Below are 12634 nucleotides of genomic sequence, written 5' to 3' on the forward strand. Positions count from 1 at the left end.
AGCTTAGTAGATGCTGGCCGAGAAATAGTTCGAGGTGATCTTCTCGTGCGTTCCATCGGCAAGAATTGCCGCGATGCCCTTGTTCAGCGCTGCAAGCAGGTCATCATCGCCCTTGCGAACACCGGCGCCAACGCCTCGCCCCAGGATAGCCGGATCATCTGCGACGGCGCCTTTGATTTCACAGCATGCCCCGGCATCCGAGTTCACGAAGTCCGCCATGGCAATACTGTCGGCCTGTGTGGCGTCAATGCGGCCTGCGAACAGGTCCTGGTTGGCCTCATCCTGAGTCTGATAAACTTTCAGCTCGGAATCCTTGAAGTATTCCTGTGCATAAGCCTGATGGATGGTCGAAGCCTGAACGCCGACAACCTTACCGGCCAGCGACTCGGGGGTCGCTTCGATATCCATCGATTTGTCCGCGACGATGACGGCAGGTGTGTTGTAGTAAGGATCGCTGAAATCAATGGTTTTCAGCCGCTCCTCGGTGATCGACATTGATGCCATGATGGCGTCGATCTGCTGTCCGGTCAGCGACGGGATGATACCGTCCCAGGCGACCGGTGTGATGACACAGTCAAGCTCCGCAGCGGCGCAGACCGCATTGATGACATCGATCTCCCAACCGACCCAGTTGCCTGAGCTGTCCAGCGACGCGAAGGGCGGATAAGGTTCGGCCGCGATGCCGATCTTGACCTCTTCGGCGCTGGCGACACCAGCCGAAAGGACAGCGGCGGCAAGGCCGGACGCGAGCACTTTCTTGATGTTCATTTTGATACTCCCTTTTGGTTCATTATGTGTTGTTTTTCCGGATCAGGCGACCGAGCTGAGGAACTGCTTCAAGCGTTCTGATTTCGGGTTGCCGAAGACCTCGGCAGGCGGACCCTGCTCTTCGATACGGCCCTCGAAGAGATAGACAACGTGGTCTGCGACTTCGCGTGCAAATTTCATTTCATGGGTGACAAGCAGCATTGTGCGCCCTTCGGCGGCAAGATCGCGGATCACGGTCAGAACCTCGCCAACAAGCTCGGGATCAAGCGCCGACGTGGGTTCATCGAAAAGCATCACCGAAGGATCGACCGCAAGCGCCCGGGCGATGGCGGCGCGCTGTTGCTGACCACCCGAAAGATAGGCCGGATAGGTGTCGGCCTTGTCGCCGAGGCCCACCCTCTTCAGCAGTTCATGCGCCCGCGCGATCGCCTCTGCCTTCGGCACCTTGAGGACATGCACGGGCACTTCGATCACGTTTTCCAAAAGCGTACGGTGTGTCCACAGATTGAACTGCTGGAAGACCATGGCCAGCCGTGTGCGGATACGTTCGATCTGACGGCGGTTGGAAGGGCTGCCATCCGCGTGCATTTCAACCAGTTCGCCGCCAATGTTGATCTTTCCTGAACTCGGCGTTTCCAGAAAGTTGATGCAGCGCAGCATGGTGGATTTTCCAGAGCCTGACCCCCCGATAATGGCAACAACATCCCCCTTGTTTGCGGTCAGGGATACGCCTTTCAAAACCTCCAGCGTGCCAAAGGATTTGTGCAGATCCTCAACCTTGATCGCCTCGTCGGGCGTGGTTGCTTCGGGTGCGGGTGAAACTGCTTTGGCTGTGTCCATATCCAAGAATCTTCTGATTTCAGCTTGCAGTAAGCCCCGAATCTCGCAATTATGCAAGTGTATAATAACTCCATGCCATGGATGACACTGACGTGCAGGACGACAGCCGCAAATTCAAACGTGAGTCTGCCGAGTTTCGCCGCGAGGCGCTGATTCTGGCGACTTTGGATCTGATCGCCGAGATGGGCGTTCGGGGCGCCACAGTGCGTGAGATCGCAGCCCGCGCGAACGTGACCCAAGGGCTGATCCGGCACTATTTCTCATCCAAGGAAGATCTGGTTCAGGCGGCGTATGAGCACCACATGAATACGCTGACAGACCAGACAGCTGCTTCGTCAGGAAAGGGAAGCGCGGTTTCTCGGCTGACCAACTTCGTCGACGCGTCACTGCGACCACCAATCGTCGATCCAAGCGCTGTGGCCTTGTGGGCAGGCTTCCTGAACAAGGTGCAGCATGACCCGAAAATGCAGCGCATTCACCAGCAAACCTACAACTATTTCCGGGATCACCTCGAGAAGCTGATCGTTGCTGCGCTGCAAGAAACTGGGCGTTCGGTTGATGCGTCAGAGGCAATGCAACTGGCCATCGCCTGCAACGCGGTGATCGACGGGCTGTGGCTTGAAGGGGGGGCGCTTCCGGATGCTTTTTCCGAAGGCCAACTGGCGCAGATCGGTTTGGATTCCGTCAGCGCCATCGTCGGGATTCCATTGACCAAAGAAGTGGAGCAGTCATGAAGACCACATCCGTGACAGAACGGTTGGCGGGCTTGGGGGGCGCCAAATGGGGCGTGCACCTGAAAGCGCGCGACCTTATCAAGGCCGGAGCGGATATCGTCGAAATGACGATAGGAGAACCGGACGTGCCCGTGCCGGACGCATTGGTCGAAGCCACCGTAACCTCATTGCGGGCGCAGCGGACAGGGTATTCCAATGGGCGCGGAGAAGCCGGACTGCTAGACGCGCTGGCTGCGCGCTACTCTGCCTCGCGTGGGCGGGCATTCGGGCCTGAGAATTTTCTGTGCTTTCCCGGGACGCAGACCGCCCTGTTTGCCGCCATGGCCGGGGTCGCCGAGGCGGGCGACGAAGTGCTGGTCGGCGATCCGATGTACGCGACCTATGAAGGTGTCGTTCGCGCATCTGGGGCCGAGATGGTGCCCGTACCGCTGCGGCCCGAGAAAGGGTTTCGCATGCAGGCCGCAGATATCGCGGCCCGCATCACTCCGCGCAGCCGTGCCATTCTTCTGACTACGCCGCATAACCCGACGGGCGCGATCCTGACCGCCGCGGACATTGCCGAGATCGGGCAGCTGGCGATTGCGCATGACTTGTGGATCATCTCGGACGAGGTTTATGAAGAATTGATCTTTGACGGTGCCCGATTTGTTTCGCCATTGGCGGATCCGGAACTGGCGGATCGTGTCATTGGCGTATCATCCATTTCGAAATCTCATGCCGCTCCGGGGTTCCGCAGTGGCTGGTGTGTCGGGCCCGCCGCGTTCTGCGAAGCGCTGCTGCCCTATTCCGAGACCATGCTTTTTGGCAATCAGCCTTTCATCGCGGACATGACCGAAAAAGCGATCCGCGACGGGTCCGAGGTTGCCCCCGGCATGGCCGCCCGCTTTTCTGGCCGCGCGACCCTGCTGGCCGATCGTCTTGAAGCGGAAACGGATCTGAAAGTTCACCGGCCCGAGGCGGGAATGTTCGCACTCATCAATGTCTCTGCCACCGGGCTGGATGGCGAAGCCTATGCCTGGGACCTGCTACAGGCCGGGGTGGCCGTCATGCCGGGGTCCGCCTTTGGGGACAGCCTGAAGGACTGGGTGCGGGTCGCCCTGACGATCAGTGACACGGACTTTGGAATTGCGGTTTCCCGTATCATCGATCACGCCAACAGCAAATCACGTGAGGTCGCATGAGCGGTATGACAATTGGCGAAGCTCTGGTTGCCAAGCTTTGCCAAAGGGATGTGACCTGCGTCTTTGGAATACCAGGCGTTCACACGGTGGAACTGTACCGAGGTCTTGCCGCTTCGGGCATCCGGCACATTACACCCAGACACGAACAGGGCGCAGGTTTCATGGCCGATGGCTATGCGCGTGTGGCGGGCAAGCCTGGTGTTGCCTTTGTGATCACCGGCCCCGGATTGACCAATACGCTGACGCCGATGGCGCAGGCGCGGGCCGATTCAATACCGATGCTGGTGGTGTCCGGGGTCAACAAAACCGGATCGCTTGGCAAGGGTTTGGGGCATCTGCACGAATTGCCAGACCAAATGGGGCTGGCGAAAACGGTTGCGTTGGTGTCCGAACAGGTCACCGGCCCCGGCGCTCTGGACCCGGTCTTGGCGCGTGTTTTTCACAACCTCACCAACGGTCGCCCCGGGCCGGTACATATAGAGGTCCCGCTGGATATCGCAGCGGCGGAATATCAGGAAACAGCAGTCGAGACGCCTGACCCTGATCCTCCGGTCAACCCGGCTTTGATCAGGCAGGCCTCAGGGCAACTGACTGACGCAAAGAAAGTCGTCATTCTGGCGGGCGGCGGGGCGAAACGTGCCGAGGCGGGACTGCAAGCACTGGCCGAAGCCCTGGATGCCCCTGTTGTGCAAACCGTCAATGCGCGCGGCCTGATGCACGGGCACGCTCTGACCGTTCCGGCCAGCCCCAGCCTGAAGGCGGTGCGCGCATTGTTGGAAAGCGCCGATTGCGTTCTGGCCTTGGGAACCGAGCTTGGGCCAACCGATTATGACATGTATGCCACCGGTCAGGTTGCGAAACTGTCCGGCCTGATACGGGTTGAACGGTGCAGCGATCAGCTTTCACGGCATGAGGCAACGATTGCCATTCAAGGCGACGTCGACCTGGTTGTGCCAGCACTGTATGAGGCCCTGCCGCAGAGGGCACGGCAAAGCGACGGTGCGGAACGTGCCAGATCAACGCGCGACGCGGCCTGGCAGGAGATCGGCCCGGATTATCGCAAACAGGTGGAGATACTGAATGCGATGCGCTCCGCGTCTCCGAATGCTCTGATGGTCGGGGATTCCACCCAGCCCATTTATGCCGGCAATCTTTACTATGACCACGACCGGACAGGTGGCTGGTTCAATGCGGCAACGGGGTATGGTGCGCTCGGCTATGGCATACCCGCCGCCATCGGCGCGTCGATTGCCGATCCAACGGCGCGGGTAATATGCATCGTCGGCGATGGCGGAGCGCAGTTTTCAATGCCGGAAGCAATGGCCGCAGTAGACGAAAACCTGCCGGTCACGTTCGTGATCTGGAACAATCACGGGTACCGGGAAATCGCCACATCGATGCAGGATGCAGGTGTGACGGTCATTGGATGTGACCCCACACCCCCCGATTTTGCAGCGACAGCCAGATCCTTTGGCATTCCACACACCAGGGTTCCCGATAACCCTCAGGCCGTCGCACAAGCGTTACGCGAAACGGCGGCCCTGGACGGGCCCGCGATGATCGAAGTCACCGCTCCGAAATTCGAACCTCAGAGAGATTGAAACATGTCAGACCCAACTTTTGAGTTTTCCCGCGCGATCACCCGCCGCCCGGCACCGACCATAGCTGATGGATTGCGCGCAGAAGATATCGGAAACCCGGATTTCGATGGGATGATGGCCGCGCATGGGTCATATGTGGCAGCACTGAAAAGCACCGGGGCCGAGGTGATTGAGCTTGATCCTCTGGATGCGTTCCCTGACGCGCAGTTTGTCGAAGATACGGCGCTGTGCCTGCCGCAGGGTGCTGTGCTGATGCGGCCGGGCGCGCCTTCGCGGATGGGGGAAGTGGCCGAGATCGCTCCGGCTCTGCGGGCCTGCTATGATACGGTCACACAGATCAAAGGTCCCGGCCATATCGAGGGCGGAGACATCCTTGTAACCGGTCGCGAAATCCTTGTGGGCCGGTCAGACCGCACCGACGCGGAAGGTGTCGAGGAACTGGCGAAAATCACCTCTGAATGGGGTTACAAACTGCGGGAAGTGTTCACGCCCGAGGGCGTTTTGCACTTCAAAACGGATTGTTCGCTGATGGATGCCGAGACAATCCTTGCGACCCGGCGATTGGACGCTTCGGGCTGCTTTGAAGGCTACCGGGTGCTGCATGTTGCAGACGGTGAAGAGGCAGCGGCAAACGCGATCCGGTTCAACAATCTGGTGCTGATGGCCGCTGGCTTCCCTCGCACCGCAGAGATGCTGGATCGCGAAGGCTATGAGGTCATTGAAATTGACAATACCGATTGTGCAAAGCTTGATGGTGGCATGTCCTGTCTGTCATTGAGATTCTGAGGGTCAGCTGCCGGATTCAGACCCCAGTGAATTCGGCAGGTCGGCGTCTTGATGGTTCGAAAGACAAGCGGTGAACAAGCTTGGTCTCTTCCGGTTACGCATGCAGCTTCATTTTGTGTCACACCTGTGTGTCACACCGCGCTGATGCTTGCTATCTGGTTGTTCTGTTAGGTTTTGGTGGAGCCTAGGGGAAACGCCACAGAACGCCTAATGCACTGATAGTAAACACTATTGTAGTGTGTTGGTTTGCAGTGTGTCTCACCATAGTGTCACACATAGAAGTGCACAACCTGCTACGTTGAACTGTGTACATCCAAACACACACCAGACTACTGTCTTCTACTGGTGCGGAAGGTTGCGGCTGGCCTGCATTTGCTGAACATCGTCGGGCCAAGTGGAACGTATGTAGGCCAGCACGTCCCATATGTCTTCGTCAGTTAGGGTGCTTTCAAAGCCGGGCATGCCACTATTGAAGTCTTGGATGCCGCGTGCCGCCAATGCGTCTGCTCCACCTAGTTTGCTATACTCAAACAGTAGCTGGTTATCATGGTGCCATGTGTGCCCTGTCACGTCATGTGGTGGTGCAGGTAACACTCCGTCATCGTCGGGTGTTTGCCAGTTGGGTTGGCCTTCCAGATTAACTCCATGACATGAGGCACAGTGCTCTGCGTAGTGTTCCTGCCCATTCGCAAGGTCTCTGTCTAACAACTCATGGTCTGCAGCGACGCTAGTACCAATACTGCATAGAGCGAGTGCACACAGGTGTTTGTTCATCTCTACCTACCTTAACTCGGAAGTGTTAGTACGCTGGTGAGTGTCGCCGTTGTCGCCAAAACCACTAATACGACTATTGCCTCGACCTCGATAGATCGAGCGAGGTGTCGCGCTGCTTTAGCCTCTCCACTTTGCATGGACGGAACAAATCGGAGCTTGTTCGCTGCGGCGAGGATCAACAACAGCCCCACAAGGAACACTTTGAACAACAGTGCCTGCCCGTAGCCAGTGAACAAGAGCCCTTGGAGATTGCCGATAAGTAACCAAGCCATCCATAGGCCAGCACCGATCAAAGCCGGTACAACCAGCGCGGCAGTTTGCCCAAACCTATTACCAAGTTCAGCAGCATCTGTCAGGTGTTCAGGCATGAGAGCCATACTCCGCAGCGGGCTAAAGATGCCCACCCAGAAGGCTACACATAGCAGATGCAACAGGAGCAAGAGTTGGACGCCAAAACTCTCTAGTTCGGGCACGTGCCCGATCTGTGCAAAGGACCACAAAGCCACTGTGCCACCCAACAATGCGATCCATAGACCAAACCGAGGAACAGACAGTCCCACAAGGATCATCACTGCGCCGATAAGGCGGTAGACAAGGACGTCGCCCACGGATGTCTGCCAAAGTAGACCAAGCATCTCTGGATCGACCATGCCGTCAATTCCGCCTGTTAAGGCGGCTCCACGAAGCATGAAGCCAACTACCGTTGCGGCGAGAGCAAGGCACGCTAAGGCCCTAGCTTGGCGCTTCATCACTCGGTGAATCGGTGCGACAAAGCCGGAATAGAGGCAGCTAACAATCATTAGCCCGGTGGAGCCCGCAAAGCCGATGTAGAGCCCCAGCTTTGCGAAGACTGCGGCAATACCCCAAATGTCTGGCATGCTCATTCCACGGTAAAGGAAAACTCGCCCTGCATCGCATGGCCATCTTCACCTAAGCCTCGCCATTCAATGACATAGGTGCCCGTTCCATTGCTCGGCAGTGGGATCGTGAATTTCTGACCAAAACTTGTCTGGTCGCCCAAATCTAGGCTTACTGCCGAGTGTTCTTCATGGGCTATCTCTATCAGTGTCAGTCGGATGTCCTCAGAGAAGTTGAGGCCGATTTCAGCGGGCACAGTAGTTATTGTGGCTCCGTCGGCAGGGGTTGTTTCATCGACCTTGGAATGCGCCAGTACGCCGCTGGGAAGGGCAGACATGAGTGCGAGCGTTATGATCTTTTTCATGGTCTTGTCCTCAATTGATCCCGTTGGCACGTTGAATTTCACGAATGTACGCGATCACCATGGCAACGTCACCTCGCGTCAGACCTTCCACGGGCGGCATGTCGCCAAACTGCCAATGGTGGCTTCTTACACCTTGTGAAACCGCCCTCTGAAAGGCTTCATCAGCGTGGTGGCTGGGTTCGTATATTTTGTGGATCAGAGGCGGTCCTGCGCCTTCTACACCGACCGCATTGACGCCGTGGCAGGAGGCGCAGGAGACCTCAAAGACACGCTGGCCGATTGCGGCATTACCCTCGATGGGCGGCATCTGAATTGCGACCATAGCATCGCCTTCAAGTGGTTCCTGTGGTGCGGCCTCTTCGATTGAACCGGGTCGAAGAGTTATGAAAGCGGCGACGGCAGCGACGGTGCATACGCCGACTAGTAAGTATCTTTTTTTCATGGGCTGGTCCTGACATTCTGGAAGCTGGTAACGCTGCGACACATCGCGAACAGCCGCACGTGCCGTTCGCTTACGTCCGCAAGGATTTACGCTGCTTCAAAGGTCAGGGGGCCTGTAAGGGCTGTCTGGTTCATTCAGCTTGGCTTGGGCTCTACTCTGGAACTCGGGGTCAATATCCAGTTGATCCTGCTCGGCTTCACGGTTCTGGGACAGCAATACAACTGCTTGACAGAAAGCGGGGTTACATTCCTCGGTTCCTGAACTGTCCGGGTCATGGTGGGTGGTTGAGGTTGTGATATCGCCACTGCTCATTGCTTCGACAGTGTGTTTCGCCGATTGCATTTGGCCTTCACAGTGGTGGCCGATGCAGCCAATTGATAGGGCCTGAGCAATGGTGCCCAACCCGGTCAGGATGACCAGAACGCTGACTAGCAGAACACGGGAGTATCGCCTTATGACCATGGTTCGGGACGCTAATGCAGAGGAAGACACATTACAACGTTGGTACACTAGGTATTTTGTAGCGACCAGTTATGCCTTGGGTCCAAGGCGGATGTTCAAGACGTGATTTAGGCCATTTTCCACTGGAAAAACCTCTCACTCACACCAGTATCCACCATAACGTGCAGTGTGTTTGCGGACTTCTCTGCGTTTGTTTTGAACTAAACAATTAACAAGGCCCGATCCTGTGGAAGTATTGATACTGCTTATCATTGTAGGGGTAGTAGTGCTGTTCGTGGTACGCAGCAAACGCCAGCCCGACAAAAGCACTAAGCCGACCTACCAACCAACTTCGGACTTGAAGCCGAGATTGGATGCATCCAGCCTCCAAGTGGTTCAGCAGCCGTCACGTTTCGATGCTGGCAGTGCAGTACCAAAGCCTACAAGTTTTCATGCTGGCAGGCCGGAAGACATCTAAATCAGATAGATAAGCAATTTGCTATCTATTATATATACCAAGTATATCAATTTGGTGGTTTACCATGGCTAGCTATACAGGTGATTTGCACCATGGTGCTATGTATAGATATTGATCTACTATACTAGGTATATACAGTCAGTGTGCATACTCTGTGTATCACACAACTAGATACACTATGTATATACGTATATCTATATATATGGAATACTATCCAGCTATTAGCTAAGGTGTATAGTATCAGTATATACATCCGGTAAGCATGCTATGAATATCAACTATGATAGTGATCTATGGTCACATACTATGTTCATACATCAGGTATACCATTCAGGATTGGTACAATCTGGTATTCAATCCAATACATAACCGTGCAGCGGCAGACAGATGACGGGATTTCGTCACCTATCCGGTTTTATGTATTCAATTGAGGGAGGGCTAAGTCGGTCTCAGCAAATATGCACACAGATTGCAAAGAAGATAGATAACCCGGCACGAGCGTACATCTGTTCAGGGACAGATTTCACCTCTCCTTTCCGCCAACAAATGGGGTAGCAGCGGTCAGCGTTGACCTGCATTGAGTATCCGGTATACCGATGCACGGCTGATTTCGAGGTCTTTAGCGATCTTGGTAGCGCCGACGCCTTTACCTGCCAGAGCAAGCACCTCGTCAGACTTTGCCAATGCGGTTGGCTTGCGCCCTTTGTACTTTCCGGCAGCTTTGGCCTTGGCAATTCCTTCACGCTGACGTTCCAGCATGATCTCGCGCTCAAACTCGGCAACACTTCCCAGCAGGTTCAACATCAGCTTCCCTTGGGCCGTGGCAGTGTCGAGACTTAGGCCCAAAATCGTCAGGTGCGCCCCAGCGGCGTCAAGCTGGCTGCGAACTTCCATCAGGTGGGTCATAGAGCGCGCCAGACGATCCAGCTTGGTGACTACTAGGTGATCACCCTCACGAATGAAGTTCAGCGCCTCTGTGAGCTTCTCACGCGCTCTCACGTCCACTGAGGATACCTGTTCGGTGAATACCTTCTCACACCCGGCCCGTTCCAGTTCCCGTAGTTGAGCATCAAGCCCCGCCGTTTGATCCAAAGTGGAAGTTCTTGCATAGCCAACAAGCATGATCTGTTCTGCCTCTCAAAGTCTTAGACATTGAGGTACATATCGTCTCAAAAGGTAAAGTCAACATCTGTGAGACATTATTCGCATCTGTGCCAGTTGTGTCACTGGGGCAGGGCCTAGTGAAACACGGCTCACAAATTGCTGCTTTGGACGTCCGAATTGAATTCCCGTTCAAGTTCAGTTGGTATCGCCCAGATTGGCGTCAATCAATTTTGACACTGGCACGGTAGCAAACCCTAGCACGTGTAGCGAGCATAGGCTCCTGTTCTAGAATGCCGACACCTCAGCATCTTGCGTTGCTGGGTTTGGCTTCGTACATGATAAGGTATGACTGATGACAATAATGACTTTGAACGTGCAAGATACTTTGAAGAATTCAACCGCGATCACGCTCTTCGTTCACATGATCGAAATGCAGCGGAACGAAACGACTACTTGAAGGCAGCGCTAGACACTTCTGCGCTAGCGATACGCACGCTAATTCTTGTGAACGGTGCGGCTGTAATCTCTCTTTTGGCTTTTCTGGGAGCAGTTGAGGCTAGTGCCGGTGCCGCAGAGTTCAATTCCACATACCTCGTATGGCCAATACTCTGGTTCGCGGTCGGTGTAGGTGCAGGAGCTTTGACCGCTGTTCTAGCTTACTTGGTTAATCTGATGGACCACGGTATTGCTTCTCTGGTGACATTGACATGGGAGCATCCGTACGTTGTGCGTAAGGAGGAAGCTGCTAAGCGACAGAAGATTAGGGACGTTGCACACTGGTTGGCAATAGCCACAGCAGCGACATCTTTGGCCTCGTTCTTTGCTGGCACAATATCTGTAACTTGCGCGATCATGCAATCAGGGATTTAACCACTAATTGCCCGTGTGCGGTTCGGTTTTTCACTTATGCAATCCAGTTATGGCGTTGAGGCTTGAGGGGGGTAAGGGGGAAGCCCGCCCTCAGATACCTATAGATAGGGGCACGAAAAAATATGCCGGAAAATTCTGTTGGAACATTGTGCAGTTACATCTTTGCGAGACAAGAGTTGAATATCGTCGAAGAATTCCCGAAAGATGAGCCAGATCATTCAAAAAATGCATTGGCATCAGTAGGGGTTATTTAGAGAATGGAAGTAGCAGAAGTGTTCGAACTGGCTCGTTGGTATGATGAGGTGGGTCCAAATCTGGGCGAACAATACCAAAAGCTCCAAACCGTCCTCAACCACAATGCGTCACAGAACCAGAAGCAACCAGTCCGAGAACCGTTGGAGGAACTGATTTTGGTCCTCAAGTCGATGCCAATGACGGAGCTTAACTTCCAACAGGTTGCACATCTCGACGATATGGGTGTTGCGCAATATCTCGGGAACAGAGGTGCTGAGTTTGTCGAGCGTGTTGTAACCCGGTCGAGCTATGATCCTGCAACTTCAGCTTCTGAAATCAGTCAAGCATTGACAAGCGTTAGAAACGCTGTCCAAACACTCAATTCGCTCGTTACGGAGTTGAAAAACAATGGCTTCGAACCAGATGTTGTAACGGATGATCCGAACATTGACGTGGCTTCGGCGCGCATCCAGTTTAAGCAGGATGCTTCAATCCGAGATATCGCGGATATGAAGAAGTGGTCCAGCGACTGGAACGACATCGCAAGAGGCGTTGGTCACTTGGTTGGGCAGACGCCACATGATTTGAAAGTCGTGGGTGCAACAAATGGTTCAATAGTTGTTTGCGTGACGGGCAGCTTGATGCTCATCTCAGCGTTCGCATTTATGTCAAAGAAGGTTTCTGGGATCGTTCTAGATGTCCTGCGGGTTCAAAACGCGATCGAAGATTTAAGGCATAAGCGCATTTCGAACGAGACGATTGAGAAGTCTATGAGGGATGATCTAAAGAAACGAGAGGGCGATCTGGTAAAGGAAATAATTGAGGGCCTAAAGGAGCGCGCTGGAGACGCCTATGAGCCAGAACACGATGCGCACCTCGAAACGGCTGTTAAAAAATACGTCGCCTTTAGCAAGAAAGGCGGGGAGATGGACTACTTGCAGCCACCCGAACCGGAATTGCATGAAGATGACCAAGAAGGCGAACCAGAGGAACATCAGGACCTGCTCGTAAACGAGTTGCGAGAATTGGTCTCCGAGATAAGATCTATAAAGGCCGAGACATTGCTTCTGGCAGACATCTCGGGAGGTGACGAGTAGCGTGTCTTCTGTTTCGATAAGCAGTCATGCTTCATAACTTAGTTGTCGGACGGCAGGCCAGT

At 54.7% G+C, this 12634-nt stretch carries 14 protein-coding genes; 6 read left to right on the forward strand and 8 right to left on the reverse strand.

Features of this window, described 5'->3' with window-relative positions; all coding sequences use genetic code 11:
- Positions 1 to 3: 3 nt before the first annotated feature.
- Positions 4 to 768: a transporter substrate-binding domain-containing protein gene (locus tag ACR0DJ_RS01530; protein ID WP_480683644.1), complete on the reverse strand. Its 765-nt coding sequence runs from the start codon at positions 766 to 768 to the stop codon at positions 4 to 6.
- A 42-nt stretch (positions 769 to 810) separates the two neighbouring features.
- Entirely contained in the window at positions 811 to 1608 is a 798-nt protein-coding gene (locus ACR0DJ_RS01535) for an ABC transporter ATP-binding protein (RefSeq protein ID WP_170346004.1), read from the reverse strand.
- A 77-nt stretch (positions 1609 to 1685) separates the two neighbouring features.
- Between ACR0DJ_RS01535 and ACR0DJ_RS01540 the strand changes: the two genes are divergently transcribed.
- The 4 genes from ACR0DJ_RS01540 to ACR0DJ_RS01555 are packed head-to-tail and all read left to right on the forward strand — an operon-like array spanning position 1686 to position 5910.
- Complete coding sequence (locus tag ACR0DJ_RS01540; RefSeq protein ID WP_174818450.1) at positions 1686 to 2342, forward strand: TetR/AcrR family transcriptional regulator; 657 nt, start codon at positions 1686 to 1688, stop codon at positions 2340 to 2342.
- The gene (locus tag ACR0DJ_RS01545; protein WP_480683645.1) at positions 2339 to 3523 is read left to right on the forward strand and encodes a pyridoxal phosphate-dependent aminotransferase; all 1185 of its coding nucleotides are present in this window, start codon (positions 2339 to 2341) and stop codon (positions 3521 to 3523) included. Before ACR0DJ_RS01540 ends, ACR0DJ_RS01545 begins: the two co-directional genes overlap by 4 nt.
- A complete protein-coding gene (locus tag ACR0DJ_RS01550; RefSeq protein ID WP_480683646.1) occupies positions 3520 to 5124 on the forward strand; it encodes a 5-guanidino-2-oxopentanoate decarboxylase in 1605 nt (534 codons plus the stop codon). The genes ACR0DJ_RS01545 and ACR0DJ_RS01550 overlap by 4 nt, the downstream gene beginning before the upstream one ends.
- Positions 5125 to 5127: 3 nt before the next feature.
- The gene (locus ACR0DJ_RS01555) at positions 5128 to 5910 is read left to right on the forward strand and encodes a dimethylarginine dimethylaminohydrolase family protein (protein ID WP_170346007.1); all 783 of its coding nucleotides are present in this window, start codon (positions 5128 to 5130) and stop codon (positions 5908 to 5910) included.
- 339 nt (positions 5911 to 6249) lie between these two features.
- On the opposite strand, the gene ACR0DJ_RS01560 is transcribed toward ACR0DJ_RS01555, so the two are convergent.
- The 6 genes from ACR0DJ_RS01560 to ACR0DJ_RS01585 all read right to left on the reverse strand — a co-directional run bounded on the left by ACR0DJ_RS01560 (position 6250) and on the right by ACR0DJ_RS01585 (position 10389).
- Positions 6250 to 6684 (reverse strand): c-type cytochrome, encoded by a 435-nt coding sequence (locus tag ACR0DJ_RS01560; RefSeq protein WP_480683647.1) that lies wholly within the window; start codon positions 6682 to 6684, stop codon positions 6250 to 6252.
- Positions 6685 to 6695: 11 nt separating this feature from the next.
- Positions 6696 to 7568, reverse strand: a complete 873-nt coding sequence (locus tag ACR0DJ_RS01565; protein ID WP_480686220.1) for a copper resistance D family protein — start codon at positions 7566 to 7568, stop codon at positions 6696 to 6698.
- A complete protein-coding gene (locus ACR0DJ_RS01570; protein WP_480683649.1) occupies positions 7565 to 7906 on the reverse strand; it encodes a copper resistance CopC family protein in 342 nt (113 codons plus the stop codon). The genes ACR0DJ_RS01565 and ACR0DJ_RS01570 overlap by 4 nt, the downstream gene beginning before the upstream one ends.
- Positions 7907 to 7916: 10 nt before the next feature.
- Positions 7917 to 8348: a c-type cytochrome gene (locus ACR0DJ_RS01575; protein ID WP_480683650.1), complete on the reverse strand. Its 432-nt coding sequence runs from the start codon at positions 8346 to 8348 to the stop codon at positions 7917 to 7919.
- 96 nt (positions 8349 to 8444) lie between these two features.
- Complete coding sequence (locus ACR0DJ_RS01580; RefSeq protein WP_480686221.1) at positions 8445 to 8660, reverse strand: hypothetical protein; 216 nt, start codon at positions 8658 to 8660, stop codon at positions 8445 to 8447.
- 1168 nt (positions 8661 to 9828) lie between these two features.
- Complete coding sequence (locus ACR0DJ_RS01585; protein ID WP_480683651.1) at positions 9829 to 10389, reverse strand: recombinase family protein; 561 nt, start codon at positions 10387 to 10389, stop codon at positions 9829 to 9831.
- A gap of 327 nt (positions 10390 to 10716) precedes the next feature.
- Here ACR0DJ_RS01585 and ACR0DJ_RS01590 point away from each other — a divergent pair, with 327 nt between their 5' ends.
- Positions 10717 to 11241, forward strand: coding sequence for a hypothetical protein (locus ACR0DJ_RS01590; RefSeq protein WP_480683652.1), 525 nt, complete (start codon positions 10717 to 10719; stop codon positions 11239 to 11241).
- 257 nt (positions 11242 to 11498) lie between these two features.
- Positions 11499 to 12572 (forward strand): hypothetical protein, encoded by a 1074-nt coding sequence (locus tag ACR0DJ_RS01595; RefSeq protein WP_480683653.1) that lies wholly within the window; start codon positions 11499 to 11501, stop codon positions 12570 to 12572.
- Positions 12573 to 12634 lie beyond the last annotated feature (62 nt).

The sequence above is a fragment of the Ruegeria sp. BF10 genome, assembly GCF_056538725.1.

Excerpts from the sequence above, each read along its gene's own strand:
- ACR0DJ_RS01550 (WP_480683646.1), top strand. The coding sequence starts at position 3,520 with ATGAGCGGTATGACAATTGGCGAAGCTCTGGTTGCCAAGCTTTGCCAA.
- ACR0DJ_RS01535 (WP_170346004.1), bottom strand. The coding sequence starts at position 1,608 with ATGGACACAGCCAAAGCAGTTTCACCCGCACCCGAAGCAACCACGCCC.
- ACR0DJ_RS01530 (WP_480683644.1), bottom strand. The coding sequence starts at position 768 with ATGAACATCAAGAAAGTGCTCGCGTCCGGCCTTGCCGCCGCTGTCCTT.
- ACR0DJ_RS01585 (WP_480683651.1), bottom strand. The coding sequence starts at position 10,389 with ATGCTTGTTGGCTATGCAAGAACTTCCACTTTGGATCAAACGGCGGGG.
- ACR0DJ_RS01560 (WP_480683647.1), bottom strand. The coding sequence starts at position 6,684 with ATGAACAAACACCTGTGTGCACTCGCTCTATGCAGTATTGGTACTAGC.
- ACR0DJ_RS01575 (WP_480683650.1), bottom strand. The coding sequence starts at position 8,348 with ATGAAAAAAAGATACTTACTAGTCGGCGTATGCACCGTCGCTGCCGTC.
- ACR0DJ_RS01580 (WP_480686221.1), bottom strand. The coding sequence starts at position 8,660 with ATGAGCAGTGGCGATATCACAACCTCAACCACCCACCATGACCCGGAC.
- ACR0DJ_RS01540 (WP_174818450.1), top strand. The coding sequence starts at position 1,686 with ATGGATGACACTGACGTGCAGGACGACAGCCGCAAATTCAAACGTGAG.
- ACR0DJ_RS01595 (WP_480683653.1), top strand. The coding sequence starts at position 11,499 with ATGGAAGTAGCAGAAGTGTTCGAACTGGCTCGTTGGTATGATGAGGTG.
- ACR0DJ_RS01545 (WP_480683645.1), top strand. The coding sequence starts at position 2,339 with ATGAAGACCACATCCGTGACAGAACGGTTGGCGGGCTTGGGGGGCGCC.
- ACR0DJ_RS01570 (WP_480683649.1), bottom strand. The coding sequence starts at position 7,906 with ATGAAAAAGATCATAACGCTCGCACTCATGTCTGCCCTTCCCAGCGGC.
- ACR0DJ_RS01555 (WP_170346007.1), top strand. The coding sequence starts at position 5,128 with ATGTCAGACCCAACTTTTGAGTTTTCCCGCGCGATCACCCGCCGCCCG.
- ACR0DJ_RS01565 (WP_480686220.1), bottom strand. The coding sequence starts at position 7,568 with ATGAGCATGCCAGACATTTGGGGTATTGCCGCAGTCTTCGCAAAGCTG.
- ACR0DJ_RS01590 (WP_480683652.1), top strand. The coding sequence starts at position 10,717 with ATGACTGATGACAATAATGACTTTGAACGTGCAAGATACTTTGAAGAA.